At 50.4% G+C, this 17,751-nt stretch carries 10 protein-coding genes; 2 read left to right on the top strand and 8 right to left on the bottom strand.

Translation table 11 applies throughout. The annotated features are described in order from the left end of the window. The first annotated feature begins 140 nt into the window (after positions 1-140). Entirely contained in the window at positions 141-521 is a 381-nt protein-coding gene (locus ABXJ76_RS08535) for a YajD family HNH nuclease (RefSeq protein WP_432746480.1), read from the top strand. 25 nt (positions 522-546) lie between these two features. Here the strand turns inward: ABXJ76_RS08535 and ABXJ76_RS08530 are convergent, their stop codons facing one another. The 7 genes from ABXJ76_RS08530 to ABXJ76_RS08500 form a co-directional block, all read right to left on the bottom strand. After that, entirely contained in the window at positions 547-975 is a 429-nt protein-coding gene (locus ABXJ76_RS08530; RefSeq protein WP_432746033.1) for a hypothetical protein, read from the bottom strand. A gap of 292 nt (positions 976-1,267) precedes the next feature. Continuing rightward, the gene (gene icd, locus ABXJ76_RS08525) at positions 1,268-2,569 is read right to left on the bottom strand and encodes an NADP-dependent isocitrate dehydrogenase (RefSeq protein WP_432746031.1); all 1,302 of its coding nucleotides are present in this window, start codon (positions 2,567-2,569) and stop codon (positions 1,268-1,270) included. A 303-nt stretch (positions 2,570-2,872) separates the two neighbouring features. Further along, a complete protein-coding gene (locus ABXJ76_RS08520; RefSeq protein ID WP_432746029.1) occupies positions 2,873-4,057 on the bottom strand; it encodes a zinc-dependent metalloprotease family protein in 1,185 nt (394 codons plus the stop codon). 108 nt (positions 4,058-4,165) lie between these two features. Beyond that, positions 4,166-5,134, bottom strand: a complete 969-nt coding sequence (locus ABXJ76_RS08515) for a hypothetical protein (protein WP_432746027.1) — start codon at positions 5,132-5,134, stop codon at positions 4,166-4,168. A gap of 37 nt (positions 5,135-5,171) precedes the next feature. Beyond that, a complete protein-coding gene (locus ABXJ76_RS08510; protein WP_432746025.1) occupies positions 5,172-8,243 on the bottom strand; it encodes a protein kinase domain-containing protein in 3,072 nt (1,023 codons plus the stop codon). Positions 8,244-8,306: 63 nt separating this feature from the next. Beyond that, positions 8,307-9,773 carry a Mur ligase family protein gene (locus ABXJ76_RS08505; protein ID WP_432746024.1) on the bottom strand — a complete coding sequence of 489 codons (1,467 nt, stop codon included), beginning with the start codon at positions 9,771-9,773 and terminating at the stop codon, positions 8,307-8,309. Positions 9,774-10,198: 425 nt separating this feature from the next. Beyond that, the gene (locus ABXJ76_RS08500; RefSeq protein ID WP_432746478.1) at positions 10,199-11,035 is read right to left on the bottom strand and encodes a calcium-binding protein; all 837 of its coding nucleotides are present in this window, start codon (positions 11,033-11,035) and stop codon (positions 10,199-10,201) included. A 109-nt stretch (positions 11,036-11,144) separates the two neighbouring features. Between ABXJ76_RS08500 and ABXJ76_RS08495 the strand changes: the two genes are divergently transcribed. After that, positions 11,145-14,540, top strand: coding sequence for a hypothetical protein (locus tag ABXJ76_RS08495; protein WP_432746022.1), 3,396 nt, complete (start codon positions 11,145-11,147; stop codon positions 14,538-14,540). A gap of 772 nt (positions 14,541-15,312) precedes the next feature. Here the strand turns inward: ABXJ76_RS08495 and ABXJ76_RS08490 are convergent. Beyond that, positions 15,313-17,748: a phosphotransferase gene (locus tag ABXJ76_RS08490; protein WP_432746020.1), complete on the bottom strand. Its 2,436-nt coding sequence runs from the start codon at positions 17,746-17,748 to the stop codon at positions 15,313-15,315. Positions 17,749-17,751: the final 3 nt, after the last annotated feature.

The raw sequence follows: 17,751 nt of genomic DNA, 5'->3' as shown, positions 1-17,751 counted from the left end.
CCAAACCAGTCGCTTAACGTCACACAGACAAAAGCCGATCACTATCCTTTACGGTATTTTCTGGTAGAATTTAGCTCAATTTAAAGCAGTCGCACTCAAATTCAGCGTGTGATTTTTCACCTATGACAGCAGATATTGTTATGACCATCAAAAAAAACCAACCCGATAAAAATAAGTCAAATCAAATCGTGACCGATGCACGACGCAATCAGGAACTCAGAGAACAATCTTATCGCGGCCAAGCGCTTAAGTTATATCCTTGGGTATGCGGTCGCTGCACCCGTGAATTCGACCATAAAAACCTAACTGAATTGACTGTGCATCATAAAAACCATAACCACGACGACAATCCGTCGGACGGTAGCAACTGGGAGTTATTGTGTATTTATTGCCATGATAACGAGCATTCAAGATACGAAGAAACTCGCTTTGGCAGTTCGACAGCTAACAAATCAACTACTCCTGTTTCTACTCACAATCCATTTGCAGACCTAAAGTCCCTTCTAGGTAGTAAAAGCTAAACTCTGAAAATTATTTGGGACGGATTTATCTTGAATAAACGCGGCGCTGGACTTCAAAGCCGTTTTTACATCCCGATTCAATAAGATAATCCATAAATTGAGGATAATTTTGTTCAAAATGAATGCCGTATTTAAACGGCAACGGGACAGGCGCTAACAAATCCGCAGCATACAATTCTACAAATTCATCACAATGGGAATTGCTTTGTTGACTAAACGAATGCACAACCCGACCATTAAGAAAAAAACTTTCACCCTTTATAAAACTCAGTATTATTTTAAGGTGATGGTTTCTTTTTAACGCCTGATGGCTACAGAAGGCAATACCTTGCTTGCTGATATTAATTATTTTTACCGGCTGCACCTGGTTAAAAAAAACGGGCGTTTTTTTAAAAACCGCATTGATGTCGTTTCTTTCGTAACGAACTTGCGTTCGAGCTGTTTTTCCCGCCATAACCTCTACTCCAGACGCGCTTGATGAACTTTTCGCAATAATAAGGCTAAAACCCAACTGCCATCTATTAGTATCATTACCTAAGGCTAGGTCACCGTTAGCGGTGGAATTTTAAAGAACTTATTTTCAATTGCTTATTGATGCGGATTCAGAGATGGTGCAGATCTGATGACGAGCAAACGTAGATGGGCACGTCGTATACCTCCTTGGCCCATCCATTGCTTTGAGACACTTACCGGTGACGAAGCCTTACCTAAGGCATTATGACTACAATCATTTTGTATAGTGAGTGTCAGTTCAAATGCTCAATCAATACATCGGCAAACTCACTGCATTTGACTTCTGTCGCCCCATCCATCAACCGGGCAAAATCATACGTCACCCGCTTACCGGCGATAGCGGCATCCATCGCCTTAATGACGGCATCGGCAGCCTCTGTCCAGCCCATATAACGCAACATCATTTCGCCGGACAAAATTAATGAACCTGGATTGACCTTATCCAAATCAGCGTATTTGGGTGCCGTGCCGTGCGTGGCCTCAAAAACAGCAGTGCCGGTTTGATAGTTGATATTGCCGCCAGGAGCAATCCCGATGCCGCCAACTTGCGCGGCCAGGGCATCGGATAAATAATCGCCATTCAAATTCAAGGTAGCGATCACATCAAAGTCTTCAGGCCGGGTCAGCACTTGCTGCAAGGTAATATCCGCGATGCTGTCTTTAATTAAAATCCGCCCTTTTGCCAAGGCTTCGGCCTGAACCTTGTTTGCCGCCTCTACGCCAAACTCGGCACGGGTTTTTTCCCAATGTCCCCAGGTATAGACATGTTCAGGATATTCACGCTCGGCCAGCTGATAGGCCCACTGACGAAACGCCCCTTCGGTAAATTTCATGATATTGCCTTTATGTACAATAGTCAGCGACTTGCGTTTATTACTAATGGCATAATCGATAGCCGAGCGGATCAGGCGTTCCGTGCCTTCCTGCGACACCGGTTTTATGCCTATGCCCGACGATTCAGGGAAACGGATTTTTGCGTATTGCTCGGGAAAATTATCTTTGAGCAGATTCAGGAAAATCCTTACCTCGTCGCTACCTTGTTCGAACTCGATACCGGCGTAAATGTCTTCGGTATTTTCCCGGAAAATAACCATATCAACGGCTCCGGGATTTTTTACCGGCGAAGGTACGCCCTGAAACCATCTTACCGGCCGCAAACACACATACATATCCAGTAATTGACGCAAAGCCACATTCAGCGATCTAATACCGCCGCCTACCGGGGTAGTCAACGGGCCTTTGATCGACACCAAATAGTTCCTGCAAGCATCAACGGTTTCATCGGGCAGCCAGGTATCAAGCAATCGATGGGCTTTTTCTCCTGCATAGACTTCCATCCAGTGAATTTTTTTTTGCCCGGAATAGGCGTTGGCAACAGCCGCATCCAAAACACGAACGGTGGCGCGCCAAATATCCGGCCCAGTACCGTCACCTTCAATAAAAGGAATAATCGGATTATTCGGCACCACAAGCTTGCCGCTTTGTAGAGTGATAGCGCTGCCGTTTGGGGGTAGATTAGGTGTGAAACTAGCCATAACAACTCCTTCAAATCATATTGAGTAATGCCGTGCAAGGTAGCGACGTCGGACCGCACCAACAGTAGGTGCATAGGCGACGTCTCTATGGACTTTTTGCATCATAACAAAAGCACAGCGATTTGCATCATTTAACCACCGGGTAAACGCTTTAAGCTATTTAAGAGAACCTCTATATTTCAATCCACGCCCGACCTCATCCGTCGAATGACAACCGCCGACGGATAGAGGTCGATGGATTGTTCCTCCCCCCGTGAACGATAATATTTTCACATCGGAAAAGCCCCTCAATCTAATGCCCGTTTATGGACTAGCCGAGCATCTTATGGGACTCACCACCTTGCCTGGGAACCTTCTTACAAGGTCATGAAGAGATGTACATGAAAGCCTATCATTTCCCCTCAGATCTATTCTCTCAATGCGATCAGGCGACAGTTGCCCGAGCAGACCGACATCCTCAAGCCGGTTACCGGATAGGTCAATATGCCGCAATGCTCTCAACTTCTCAAGGTCGGCTACATTACTGATCTCGGCATTGGGGCACACCAGCTCTTCCAGTTCCGCAATCTCCTTGTCCCGATATTTTTTCCTGATGCAGGCAAACAGTTCCGCGCTGCCATAGTGCAGGGTGTGGACATCCGGCTCTTCATGGGCCGCATAATAATGCGCATTTTCGTTCAGGGTACGAGCGGCATCGCCAATGGCGACATCGCCGCAAGTTCTGTTTATTCCGCAACGCTCATCGTGTATGCGCGGATTGGAAAAAATAGGCAGATTGCCTTTGTCATTGCCGATAATTTCCCGCATATGCCCACCCACCATGATGTCGCCAAACTCCCCCGACTGCGGTTTGCCATCGCAGTTACCCACAGCGTAACCGTTGGCATAGGGAGCAATGGCCGAAGTATGTCCCATTCCAGGATTACAGAAATCAACCAGCGTGCCATGGTTCAGCCCCATCAGGTGCCCTAACTCGTGGGCTAGGGTATGTGCGCCACAAACGAAGTTGACAACTGCGAAAGCCTTGCTCGTCGATGATATCGCCTCTACTGACCGATGCACCGCATAAGCACGTCCACAACCCGGTTTGCCTTGCATCATTAGCTTACTGGGCATTGCGACAGTATAATCAGCGCCGAATTCATCGGCTTTTTTGAACATAGCGTCAAATCCGTTCTGCTCATGCGCCATGTCGTCCAGTATCTGCATAATATCGACTGCCTCAATCCGGGAAAATTCGACATCCACAATCTCGACTTGCAATACAACTTCGCTGTTGCGGTAGTAGCCGTTCAGTTTCTCCACATAGCTTTCCAGTTTTGCCTGGGTAGCTTGGCGCTGCGTTGCGCTTTGCCCAAGGTCGTCGCTGACGACAAAGCGAATGCCGATGGTTGCGGCCTCAGCTAACGCCCCGGACGCAAAAGCCAGGATCAGCGCCAGGACGGCGAAAGCGCGCAGGATCAATCCAACCGATCTTCTTCCCCCCATCAAACAAACCCTCTTTAGTAATTTTATGTTTTGGCGTAAAAATATAAGCATGTAACGAAACGGGTATCTGCAACAGATTAGGTAATAATCACTGACCACGCATGACGCTTAGTATCCTTCCAATAAGCCATGAAAATTTTCAAGCTCGGGATTACTGCGCACCGGACATTGACTTTCGATAGCACGGCGCAAACCGCGCAGCAAAAAAGGGTTGTTTTGCTCGGAACGTTGCTCCTCCTCCGGCCAATCATTGGGAGCTATACCGCGTGCCTGCGCCGCTTCTTTGTCGATCATCTGGTATTGCTCCAAGGTACTACGCACCAGCCCACCGCCGCAAAACTGGCTGCGGGGCGTATAAGCATCACCCTTCCAAGCCGTGGCTGGGGTACTGCCGCTACAAGCACCATCACACAAATACATAAGACGATTCCAAAATAGATCCGCACCGTAAGAGCGCGCCAAAACCTGCTTTAGCTGTCCAACATCGCGGGGCAATACCTCGGTCTGCACTTCCCCACCCTTAAATGCCTTCTCCATACTGTGCGCCATGCCTTCCAGATACCAGGCGTTCTTGAAAAACGTGTAAGCGTACTGGTAGGCGTGAAAAACTTCGTGATTGGGTGTTAAATTGGGCGGACGCCACTGGTTGGACAAAGCAATGGTCAAAGCGGGTGAGCTTCCATCAAAATACTGATAACGATAGACGATGGCAGCATCACCCGTAGAACCTTTTTTACCTTCGAGCTTGATGATGTGGACATCAATTGAGCGCACATCTCGATAACGCGCACTGCCCAAGGGTGACGTCAGCCCCAACTCGCTGTAAAAATGACTGGCCTGATCAATCTGGGCGACCAGACTATTTAGCTGCACCGCCGCTTGCTGCGCGCGTTGCGGTGGCGAAACATCAAAGGGAAATGCGTTCTCCCCGGTCAGGGTGTAATGAATGCGGAATTCACCCTGTACCAAACGCTGATCCAGCGCCTCACGGGGCGCTTTCCAATCCGCAGCCGCATAAAAAGACGCCAGGGTGAAAGCAAGCAACGCAAGGCCACGGCGTTTGCTTAAGAACTTCACTTTAGATACCCGCGTTCGGCGGCCATAGCCAAATAGATTAATGCTTCATCGGGGTTGCCCAGTTCATCTTGCAGTAGCCTACCCAACTCATATTGAGCACGGGCAAGACCGTTATCCGCAGCCAAGTACCGGCCTGCTCAACGTCGCGTTCCAAGGAGTGCAGAAAAGACATTCCCAGCCTGAGTTGAGCACTGACATTGCCGCCATAGGCAGCCTCTTGCATCAGCGCCTCGGCACGAATTCGATCCTTCCCGCCTCTTTTGACGAATATCCTGGAAAGCCTATCTGTGGCTAACACAAAGCCGGCATCTCTGGCTTTTTGCAACCAAAAAACAGCCTCATCAGTAAACCCTTGTTTGAGTAAGCGTAAGGCAAATTGGTATTGAGCATAAGGAATACCGTGTCTGGCCGCCAAATGAATATAACTGAATTCCCGTTGTATTTGCCGCAAGTCCATGTACGCGGAAAAGTCCAGCTCACACCCCTGAGCGGCTGCCAGCAAAGCTGGCAGACTATAACCCACCAGACGTTCTGCGGCTTTTTTACCGATCCAGTTATAAATCAAGCTGCGTAGAGGTGCGGGTATATCCGCCGGCAAAGCGGGGCGCTGCAAACAATGAGCAACCAGCCGATAATCCTGCTCGCGAATCGCAAAAAAATCATAAGGCAATCGGCCGGTGAGCGCATATACCGCCAGCCAACCTAACGAATAAAAATCGACGGCAAAACCATGTTCGCCGTGATAACACTCTGGCGCAACAAAGTCTTGGTTAGCGCGTATAGTTTCAGATCTACCGTTACCTACCAGTTCGCCAACTCCCCAATCCAACAGGGTGAAGCGGTCTTCGTCCATAAGCACATTGGAAGCCTTAATGTCCTTGTGCAACAAGCCCTTGCTATGGGAGTGTGCCAACACGATCAGGGACTGCTCAATCAGCGCCAACGTTGAATCATAAGAAAGCGGCCCGTTGCGGCGTATATGTTTATCCAACCGCACCCCTGGCACCAAATCGGTGATAATGCACAACTTTTTCTCAGCGTTGCGCCCATAATCGATCAAATTCGGAACAGCAGGGCAATCTCTCAATATTTTTAGCGCCCGAACCTCCCGCTCGAAGGTATTAGCATAAGTGGGATCATCTAATACTTTGACAGCGTATTCATCCGTAGAAACAGCGGCGTTACGGCAGCGATAAACCTGGGCATAACCGCCGTCGCCTAAACGTCCTGCGTCTGAGTAAATCCAGTGCTGTAGGGGCGACTTTAGTCGCCCAGGGCGAATGAATTCGCCCCCACAATGCTCGGCACTATCCCAATAAGGCAGCATTTTGGCGAAAAATGAAGCAACGTGTTGGATAGTATCAATGCGAAACCAATGCCGCGTGTACTTAAAACGTATTCCGCCCAAAGCAATGGCGGGATTTTTGGCAAAATAAATGGCATCCTCAGTATTCACCAGGTGCATCACCGCCCAAGCAGCAAGGCGCAGCGCACGCCAAATTTGCCGGGCTTTTTTCTGTTCACCCATTTTAATCGCCAACTCGTAAGCGCCCAGCAATCCTTCGCAGCGCGCACCGTCGGCGTAGGGATAATCGCCGTATTTATAATAAAACGCCCCCGCATAATCGGGGTAAGGTGCATCCGTGACTTTATATAAGTTATCGATCATCTTTTGCGCATCGGTAAAAACAAAATCCGCATACTTGGAATCGCGCATGTCCGCAAAGTCCCACAATTCCATAATCCCCATCATTAACCAGGCATCGGACGGTACCACGCTGTATTCACTAGCGCGTGTTGCAGGACGAACGACCAGGAGAAATTCCAGTGCTTTATGTAGTTTTTCGAATATAACCCCACGACTTTCCTCATCAACCAAGTGCAAGTATTTCGCTAAACCGCACACGGCTTCGCCGGGGTAATAAAAAGAAAAAAACTTTTGGTTTTCCTCTTCAGTTACCGGCATATCAAGATAGATATTGTAGTAAATAAATTCGCCACTAGCGGTAATTTGGTTGAGCAAATGCCACGCAATTTTATCCGCCCATTCCCGGTATCGACCATCGCCGGTCACGAGCTGGTACTCCGCCAATAAGTAAAGCGCAATACCGGATCCACCCAGCTTAGCCTTCTTCTCACTGTAGATATAGACGCCTTCCCGTCCGGCGTAATCCTGCACCCGCGTTTGAGTAATCAGGTAATCTATGGCGCGGCGCACATTTTCAAATGTCTGACCCCGACCAGCATTTTTCTCATAGTACAGGCAAGTCAATCCGCCGCCGCCATGTCGCAAAATATTATAAAAAGGATTTTTAATCGGATCACGGCCAGGGTGTTCATGATCTCGGCGGGAATCTGCTGCGGCGTCATAGTAATAGAGAAACTTACCGTTGGCCTCTTGGGTAGTTTGGATATGCGCAATCGCCAACTCAAGCGCATGCTGAATTTTATCTTTGCTGATTGTCCCTACCACAGGATAACCACGATACAAACGTAACCAGGTATCTTTTGCTGACAGAAAACTTTCTGATCGGAAACGTTTAAACTCCGTCTGTCGCAAATATTCTTCGCCATGCACACGACTCATATAAACACGCAACTGGCTCATGCTCATAACAGAGCGCACATAACCATCGCCGGGCAAAAAAATATGGAACTTATTATCCGCTCCACGCACCATCAAACCGTCAATGCCTATTTCGAAATGACGCTCGCCGGTATGCTCCATTCCCACCGCGTAATAATCCACTGGCAATGGCGGCTCCAACACAAAATCCAGTTGCAGACGAAAAGGCTGTGACGCCATAAGCCCGCAACGGGAATGAGCAAGTAACCGCTGCAAGACACTGGAAAATTTCACCTGTTCGCCCTTCCCTGCCCGGCTAACGAGAATGCGCTTATGGCCGGGGGCGTACAACACCAGGATCAGGCGTTCATAGCGCTGGGGAAAACCAGTCTCGACGAAATGCCGGTCAATGGTTTCGTTATCACAGCAAGTCTGCCGAATCGCTTCGTTCAACATGTGTAGGAAAACCATATCGGCGTTTCCTACACCAAAAAATGGCTCTCGTTGCTCTGGACAAGCATAATTTTCGTTATCATCATTCATGTAAAACACCTACACTGTCCTAAGAAAAATATACAATCCGCAGATCACCTGCAAAAAAAATATTCAGTATACTTTTTCATAAGGAATATCACCCAATCCTTTGTCAAGCAACGCATCGACCAGATTTCCAAGCCCTGCCTTCAGTACACCCCGCAAAAAAATCATGTCATTTTCCCGCACAGCACCCAGCAGACTATCCTTAATATCTTTATAAGTCTCGCCATGCTGACACCAATCAACTCCAGCTGGAATCACGGCCTCATGCTGCTTAAATTCCTTGACCGTATAGAGCAAGTCGATACCCGCCGATGTCATCAGATCACGCATTTTTTCAATATCCACTTCAATGCCAGGATTATCTTCAAAGTTAATGAACTCACTTACCACAGCAATTTTACGACCTCCATTCTGAGGATGAAGCCGCGACATAATCTCAAACATCGACTCAAATCCCTTTAGTTCGCCACGCCTAGTTTGGCTGTAGACGAAGAAATGTCCACTACCTAAATTAACCTTGAAAAGATTGCCGCTACTTTCAAAATGCTGATAATCTTCATATTCAGCAACACACTGTTGTAAATTAGCTCCCAATAACTTAGCCATAAGTAGCACACTAACCGAAGCTAAAGGGGCATAATCTTCTATCAACGGCAGATTATATTCAATTTCCTCACCCAGTATATCGGCTTGTACCCGCCAACCGAAATTATGAAACTCCCTGTTAAGAAGACGGCCTTGACACACCGATGCCGAGCCAAAAGTTAGGATGTCACATCCTGAGTTCTTTCGCACTGCGGCATACAGCTCATCATAATGCGCATCGTCAGCGTTAAGTAAGCATCGTCCGCCTGGACGCAACCCCATCACCACCGCAGCCTTGTTCTCAATTAAATTCTTCAGCGTCTTGTGTGAACTCATATGCTCCAGACCAACGCCAGTAATGACACAGAAGTCGGGGCGAATAAAAAAACCACGGTCTTGGCCAATATTCCGTGCAGGAACCGCCGCCTCAACAATCGCCACACTAGCTCCCTGCTGGATAGCTGCAAGCGTAAGCCACACTGCCCTTTCCTTATTGGCACTACCCAAGCTGGCGTGGGTAACTATTTGTTTGCGAATAATATGGTAAAGCTGCGTCTTAAAGCCGGTCTTACCGTGAGAACCCGTCACTAAAATACGAACACCATCGAATTGAAGGCTAGTGGCAGTAGCTAAATCCTGCAACGCTTTAAGAACATTTGCCACCACCAGAAGGGGATAATTATTATTGGGAATAATATCCTTGCCTATCACAGCAGCAACAGCCCCGCGAGAAAATGCTTCTCTAAGCCTCTTTTCAATGTCTGATTTTGTAACAGCATCCTGCTCACTGCATACAAAAAGGTCGCCCGGACTGACGTAAGGCAGGTAGAAATTAACGCCAGTAATCTCGATTTTTTCCTCAGGCAAATGCATCCAGATTCCGCCCGTAACACGCCCTATCTCTCGCAAAGTCAGCAATATTGGCTTCTTTATATCTGATATCTGCATTTTTATCTTCACCTTACAATCAGTCAGAACACTACAGCTATCCCTGTACACATAATATGGATTTCACACTATCTTCATACCTTATATCACCAACGCAGAAAATAGTGGAAGCGTAACAACGCGGAGCGAAGATTTTTAGTCTCCTGAAGCGATAGTGCATGTATTTTCATGAAGCGCTATTTACACAGTAAAAAATGCAGATTTTCAAACATCGCGTCGAGTCATTGCCTACCAATATTGTACCCTTTGCTAGGTAAGGGAGGGCAGGATAGCTGTGTCCACAGGAGGCATTAGTTGTCGCGTAGTTTTGCCGCTTGCTTGGGTCTGGGATACCCAAAACAAGCTTTTGCAAAAATAGCGGCACTAAAAAGAAAAATCGGGACCCCCGCAAAAGGATCCCGATGGGTTAGATGACGATGACCTAATCACCATTCGATACTATCAATATTGTCAAAGTTGATAACATCGTCAGTATCGGTATTATTTATACTCCCTGATATATCACGGTCACCCGCTTCAAAACTAGCACCGCCCTCTATTTGCACAGTCCAATTTCCTTCAGCACCACTCATGTCAATGACATCCCAGCCCCCTGCACCACCATCGACATAGGTATCGCCAGAAATATCGCCGAATACAAACAAATCATCGCCGGCACCGCCATAGAGCTGGTCATTGCCGCCACCGCCATAAATGGTGTCATTGCCGTCACCAGCGTTAACCACATCGTCACCCGCGCCACTAAAGATTATATCGTTGCCACCCGTGGTGGTGATCGTATCGTTGCCAGCGCCGCTTTCGATCCAGTGGTCGCCGCCAGTAGCCGTGATCGTATTATTGCCGTCACCAGCACTGATTATCTGGTCACCGCCATGAGCCGTAATCGTGTCGTTGCCAGCGCCGCTTTCAATCCAGTGATCGCCGTCAGTAGCCGTGATTGTATTATTACCGTCACCAGCGCTGATTATCTGGTCACCGCCATTAGCCGTAATCGTGTCGTTGCCAGCGCCACTTTCGATCCGGTGGTCGCCGTCAGTAGCCGTGATTGTATTATTACCGTCACCAGCGCAAATTATATGGTCACCGCCATTAGCCGTAATCGTATCGTCTCCAGCACCAGTTCCGATCCGGTGGTCGCCGTCAGTAGCCGTGATTGTATTATTACCGTCACCAGCGCAGATTACCTGGTCACCGCCATTAGCCGTAATCGTGTCGTCTCCAGCGCCGCTTTCGATCCGGTGGTCGCCGCCAGTAGCCGTGATCGTGTTATTGCCGCCACCAGCGTTGATTATCTGGTTGCCACTAGTTGTAATCGTGTCGTTCGTATCGCCAGTGTCGATCCGTTCGGTACCATCATCCGGGAGCGTCTCGTTGCACCCGCAAGAGTCACTGTCGGCATCACCGTCTGCATCACTGTCAGCGTCGGCATCACTGTCGGCATCGGCATCGCTGTCCGCATCGGCGTCACTGTCTGCATCGGCATCGCTATCCGCATCAGCGTCACTGTCCGCATCGGCATCGCTATCCGCGTCGGCATCGCTGTCGGCATCGGCATCGCTATCCGCATCAGCGTCACTGTCCGCGTCGGCATCGCTGTCGGCATCGGCATCGGCGTCGCTGTCGGCATCGCTGTCGGCATCCGCATCGCTATCCGCATCGGCATCGCTGTCGGCATCCGCATCGCTATCCGCATCGGCATCGCTGTCGGCATCCGCATCGCTATCCGCATCGGCGTCGCTGTCTGCGTCGGCATCGCTGTCTGCGTCCGCGTCACTGTCTGCGTCGGCGTCGCTGTCTGCATCGGCGTCGCTGTCTGCATCGGCATCACTGTCTGCATCGGCGTCGCTGTCTGCGTCGGCATCACTGTCCGCATCGGCATCGCTGTCGGCATCCGCATCGCTATCCGCGTCGGCGTCGCTGTCGGCATCGGCATCGCTATCCGCATCGGCGTCACTGTCCGCGTCGGCATCGGCATCGGCATCGGCGTCGCTGTCGGCATCGGCATCGGCATCGCTGTCCGCATCGGCATCGCTATCCGCGTCGGCATCCGCATCGCTATCCGCATCGGCGTCACTGTCGGCATCGGCATCGCTGTCCGCATCGGCGTCGCTGTCGGCATCCGCATCGCTGTCTGCGTCGGCGTCGCTGTCGGAGTCATCATCATCATCCGAAGTTGGGCTAGTCGGTGTCGTTGCCGTGGTAGCAGTTGTAGCCGTCGTTGCAGTCGTTGGGCTGGTTGCCGTTGTAGCCGTCGTTGCGGTGGTCGCAGTTGTTGGGCTGGTCGCTGTCGTAGCCGTTGTTGCGGTAGTCGAAGTCGTTGGGCTAGTCGCCGTTGTTGCCGTTGTTGCGGTGGTTGCAGTCGTTGGGCTAGTCGCTGTCGTTGAGGTAGTCGCCGTGGTTGGGCTAGTCGCCGTTGTCGCTGTCGCTGGGCTGGTTGCCGTTGTAGCCGTTGTAGCCGTCGTTGCGGTGGTCGCCGTGGTTGGACTAGTCGCTGTGGTCGCTGTCGTTGGGCTAGTCGTAGTTGTAGCCGTTGTTGCGGTGGTTGCAGTCGTTGGGCTAGTCGCCGTCGTTGAGGTAGTCGCCGTGGTTGGGCTCGTCGCCGTTGTCGCTGTTGTGGCGGTTGTTGGGCTCGTCGCTGTCGTAGCGGTAGTCGCGGTTGTTGGGCTGGTTGCAGTCGTTGCCGTCGTTGAGGTAGTCGCCGTGGTTGGGCTAGTCGCCGTTGTCGCTGTCGTTGGGCTGGTTGCCGTTGTAGCCGTTGTAGCCGTCGTTGCGGTGGTCGCCGTGGTTGGACTAGTCGCTGTGGTCGCAGTTGTTGGGCTCGTCGCTGTCGTCGCTGTCGTTGCCGTCGTTGGACTGGTTGCTGTCGTTGGACTAGTCGCTGTTGTGGCGGTTGTTGGGCTGGTTGCAGTCGTTGCCGTCGTTGGACTGGTCGCCGTCGTTGCGGTTGTTGGGCTCGTCGCTGTTGTCGCTGTTGTCGCTGTTGTCGCGGTAGTCGCGGTAGTCGCAGTCGTTGCTGTCGTTGGACTGGTCGCTGTCGTTGCGGTTGTTGGACTAGTCGCCGTTGTCGCTGTCGTTGGGCTGGTTGCCGTCGTCGCTGTCGTTGGGCTCGTCGCTGTTGTCGCTGTTGTCGCTGTTGTCGCTGTTGTCGCGGTAGTCGCGGTAGTCGCAGTTGTTGGACTGGTTGCTGTCGTTGGACTAGTCGCCGTTGTCGCTGTTGTGGCGGTAGTCGCAGTTGTTGGGCTAGTTGCCGTTGTTGCCGTTGTTGCAGTCGTCGCAGTCGTTGGGCTGGTTGCCGTCGTTGCAGTAGTTGCAGTCGTTGGGCTGGTTGCCGTTGTAGCCGTCGTTGCGGTAGTCGCAGTTGTTGGGCTAGTCGCCGTTGTTGCAGTGGTCGCTGTCGTAGCTGTTGTTACCGTTGTTGCGGTAGTCGCAGTCGTTGGGCTGGTTGCCGTCGTTGCAGTAGTTGCAGTAGTTGCAGTCGTTGCAGTAGTTGCAGTAGTTGCAGTCGTTGGGCTAGTCGCCGTTGTTGCGGTGGTAGCTGTCGTTGGGCTAGTCGCTGTGGTCGCTGTGGTCGCTGTGGTTGCGGTTGTTGCTGTCGTTGGACTAGTCGTAGTTGTAGCCGTTGTAGCCGTTGTTGCGGTGGTTGCAGTCGTTGGGCTAGTCGCCGTCGTTGAGGTAGTCGCCGTGGTTGGGCTAGTCGCCGTTGTCGCTGTCGTTGGGCTGGTTGCCGTTGTAGCCGTTGTAGCCGTTGTAGCCGTCGTTGCGGTGGTCGCCGTGGTTGGACTAGTCGCTGTGGTCGCTGTCGTTGGGCTAGTCGCAGTTGTGGTCGTCGTAGCTGTTGTTGCGGTCGTAGCCGTGGTTGGGCTAGTCGCTGTGGTTGCGGTAGTCGCGGTTGTTGGGCTCGTCGCTGTCGTAGCGGTAGTCGCGGTTGTTGGGCTGGTTGCAGTCGTTGCCGTCGTTGGACTGGTCGCCGTCGTTGCGGTTGTTGGACTGGTCGCTGTTGTAACGGTAGTCGCGGTTGTTGGGCTCGTCGCTGTCGTCGCTGTCGTTGCCGTCGTTGGACTGGTTGCTGTCGTTGGACTAGTCGCCGTTGTCGCTGTTGTGGCGGTTGTTGGGCTGGTTGCAGTCGTTGCCGTCGTTGGACTGGTCGCCGTCGTTGCGGTTGTTGGACTCGTCGCTGTTGTGGCGGTGGTCGCGGTTGTTGGGCTCGTCGCTGTCGTTGCGGTAGTCGCAGTCGTTGGACTGGTTGCTGTCGTTGGACTAGTCACCGTTGTCGCTGTTGTGGCGGTTGTTGGGCTCGTCGCTGTCGTAGCGGTAGTTGGGCTGGTTGCAGTCGTTGCCGTCGTTGGACTGGTCGCCGTCGTTGCGGTTGTTGGACTGGTCGCTGTTGTAACGGTAGTCGCGGTTGTTGGGCTCGTCGCTGTCGTTGCGGTTGTTGGGCTCGTCGCTGTGGTTGCGGTTGTTGCGGTCGTTGGGCTCGTCGCTGTTGTCGCGGTAGTCGCAGTTGTTGGACTGGTCGCTGTCGTCGCCGTTGTCGCGGTTGTTGGACTGGTCGCAGTCGTTGGCGTCGTAGTGGTTGTGTCTGTGGTCGAAGCAGTAGGAATAAATATGTCAGTAACCGATCCGGTATCGGCTGGTGTTTCAGACAATCTCTGGGCAGTCGGTAGTGTCGAATCAGCCACTGCAGCAGGAGTAGCAGGGTTAAATATGCCAGAAACCTCAGGTAACAACGGCACAGAGGGCTCATCAGATGGCCCTTGCGGTTGTTGATTAAAGTCTATTTCCGCTGCCGGTAAAGGTTGATCAATGAGAGGCACCGGGTCTTGATGACCTTCGCTATCACTAGGGTTAAGCGGCACTTCAACGCCAACGTCAACACCACTTCGATCAATATTAAGGCTATCGTTCCTGATATCGCCCTCATCAACTTGCGCAGCTTTCCTATCGCCATTAAGACGAATACTTGACTGAAGGTTCTCGTAGCCACCATCGTCAATACTGCCGGATGTGTCACTAAGTGCTTCGCCACGAGCCGTCTCTTGCTCACTTTCGTCACGAGAAAGTACAGTCAAGTCGTCAAGTAACTGCGTATCCTGATTGCCTTCACCTTGCGGCGTAGTAGCCCCATCGCTAGATGTTTCAGTTTTATTATTTTCAGCCATGATATTCTCTTGACGGGTTGACGGATTTAGATGGTGTTATGCTAATCACATCAATGACTAGCCACAAGACGTCCAGAAGTTATAGATCAACCTGATTGGCAAGGAACCTCAGCCTGCACCGTCATACCTGCATGGATGTTGCCATTCAGAGTCCATGGATGGCACTATTTAACGTAAGGCGTGCCGCACGCCAGAAGGGGTAATTAAGCGTCGATTTAATCCCAGCTGCGAAAAAGACGCGCTCGGTGCGGCCCTAGTCGGCTCAATGCTGTTGACTTAAGCTTTTTTGTTCATATGGCAATCGGTCTGCGCTCATATTCCCTGCACTGGGAAGGCAATTACCAGCCTGAGTAGTTGCCTGAACGCGCGGGATCATCCAGCTATTCACCGACACGAGAAAGCGTAAATTCAACAATAGCCAGCGCGCGTTTACGCCGCAAGCTTTCTTGAGGCCGCTCAAGCAATACGCGTACCTCCTTTGTAAACTTTATTACGCCCATTAATGAAATCCACAGGGGCAAATCCTGCGTCTCTTCCAAAGTCAGTGGATTATGTTCAGCATAATGAGCAATAAAACTGTCAAAACGCGCAAAATCAGCTAAATGAATATATTTTTCTGCCAGCGAAAATTCAAATGCGCCATCTACCACATCAGCCATGCGCGGACCGACAAATGCGTTGTTAAAATCAAAGAAACGCGGCTCGCCAAACTCGCCCACAATGACGTTCTTAGGGGTAACATCACCATGGCAGTGAACAATCGGACTCCGTGAAAATAATACATCGCGGTTCTCTCCAGGATGCCATCGCGCCGCCAAAGGAGCCAGATCAGCAAAAGCCTTGGCAATTTCAGGGGAGTGCTGAGTTCCATTGAGGTACCTATCAAAGGTAGGAAGCCAGATCATGCAGGCGTCGTCGAAATGAAAGTTTGCCTCTAACTCAAGCGGCTTTTCTATCTGCACCCGATGAATCTTGGCAAAGGCTGCACCAATTCTATCTAGAGGATATTCTGGGCGTTGTTCAACTTTTCCAGGGATACGCTCGAACAATAACGCACTGAAGCCTTCAATAGCCGTATCTATCCCGGCAGGCGCATGAATAATCTCGGCCGTAGAAACGCCACGCTCTTTGATCGCAGACACTAGTTTTTCTTCATAAATAGTATGCTCGGCAATTCGACTGCTACTATAATTTCCTGACACTTTAAAAAGCTTGAGAATCAAGTCTTGCTTATCCGCAAACACTTTAAAAAGTGCATTTTCGGTGGAGACCTTCATTTTTTCCACAGCCACCTGCGGAAAACCATAAAGTTCAGTTAATCGCTTCGCTATACGTGCTTCCTCCTCGCCATAATAAACCATGCCGTCGCGAGCACGATCAAAAAAAAGCTGAGCTTTAAATTTCTGGAGAAAAGCATCGGTTTCCTCTCTATATCCCCGAGAAGGAAAGTATACGTAAGCATCCACAAGATGATGAGTAAACTGGATATGGGGGAAAAGCTGCTGCCACTCCTCGACCCCGCCCGTCAAAGGAATCTGGGCAATGTGATAAACAGCGCAATGATTGGAAGCCGATGGCAGGTAACAATCCCAATGAGGAGGAATATCATCCTCTCGGGCAGGGTCAATTTCCACCAGGATATCGACATCCGAAGCCAGTTTGGCAAGTTTTCCGTGAACAAAAGGCGAGTCGTAACGCCCCATATCCCCTCGTACCGCCGAGCCCATCAGATAAATTTTGTCCACTGCTGCGAAAGCCGCTATCTCCCGCATCAAAACTTTCTCTATTTTAAGTTTTAGTGCAACCTGTTCATCCGCTGGAAGTACTTCCTTGGATGGCTTGACAAAACCCAACTGAAAACCATTTAAAAGCGCACTCCAGGCACGATACATTTTCTCAGCACTGACCTTACCGGACTCGGTTGATGGCTTGTACGGAAAAACAACTTGGCGGTTCACTGATGAATAAAGCCACGATTGTGGATCGGTGTCTACATTGCTCGCCTTATCGGAATTCACCGCAAAGTAAAAATCCAATACTTGGCAGCGTAGCTGATTCAGCTCGTTGACATCAATAGCCGTCCCGGATTGGGCAAGGTAATCAACCAACCGGCCTACCTTTTGATTGCCGCGAAGGCGCCGGTAATCCATGGCGCTACGCTGCTTATCAGGACGCGCAATAACAGTTAGACACTGACCCAAATAACGTTTTTCGCCGGGTTCGTCCTTTTCGGTACTGAAATTGATGTAATTTAAAATATCCCGGACTTTTGGCATATGATAATGCGCTACAGATATGGCGAGCACCTCATCGGGAACATTGCCAACATCCAGCACAAAATCTACTTCATTGGCATCAAGAAGCCGGACTACCTCATCAAAGGTTGAGGCATACGGACCATCAATGTCCATCGTTCTAAATAAGTGTGCAATTTGTCGAAACTCATCCTTGTCAATGAGGAGTTTGTAGTTACGATAATGAAAGTGATAACCATCGCCACATTCCTCCAACGAAAACCGTTGCGGATGATATTTCACCCCATGCGTCAAGCGTGATTCCGTCCAAATACGAATGTCATCCTGATTTGAATTAGCCAGCTTGCCATCCTGGTATTTTTTTTCCTCAATGATGGTCTGCAACTCTGCCGATTGCTTGGCAAATGTACCCGATATTTCTTCAAACTCTTCCCTACTCAGCTCGATACGGAGGTCTCGGTAGTGGATATGAATGTTTTCTTCCATATCGAGAAAAAAGTTGCGATGGCGCGGCTTACCCAGGATATTGCCGCGAAACAGGATTTTTTTGATAATACCCATGAA

This window comes from Methylobacter arcticus, from assembly GCF_050917435.1.
In the GTDB taxonomy this organism is placed as follows: domain Bacteria; phylum Pseudomonadota; class Gammaproteobacteria; order Methylococcales; family Methylomonadaceae; genus Methylobacter_A; species Methylobacter_A titanis.
Note: the sequence above shows the minus strand (reverse complement) of the source record. Positions and strands in the feature narration are given on the sequence as shown.

What these genes read in the sequence shown, in the direction of transcription:
- ABXJ76_RS08535 (WP_432746480.1), top strand. Translation starts at nt 141, where the DNA reads ATGACCATCAAAAAAAACCAACCCGATAAAAATAAGTCAAATCAAATC.
- ABXJ76_RS08510 (WP_432746025.1), bottom strand. Translation starts at nt 8,243, where the DNA reads ATGAATGATGATAACGAAAATTATGCTTGTCCAGAGCAACGAGAGCCA.
- ABXJ76_RS08520 (WP_432746029.1), bottom strand. Translation starts at nt 4,057, where the DNA reads ATGGGGGGAAGAAGATCGGTTGGATTGATCCTGCGCGCTTTCGCCGTC.
- ABXJ76_RS08530 (WP_432746033.1), bottom strand. Translation starts at nt 975, where the DNA reads ATGGCGGGAAAAACAGCTCGAACGCAAGTTCGTTACGAAAGAAACGAC.
- ABXJ76_RS08490 (WP_432746020.1), bottom strand. Translation starts at nt 17,748, where the DNA reads ATGGGTATTATCAAAAAAATCCTGTTTCGCGGCAATATCCTGGGTAAG.
- ABXJ76_RS08505 (WP_432746024.1), bottom strand. Translation starts at nt 9,773, where the DNA reads ATGCAGATATCAGATATAAAGAAGCCAATATTGCTGACTTTGCGAGAG.
- icd (WP_432746031.1), bottom strand. Translation starts at nt 2,569, where the DNA reads ATGGCTAGTTTCACACCTAATCTACCCCCAAACGGCAGCGCTATCACT.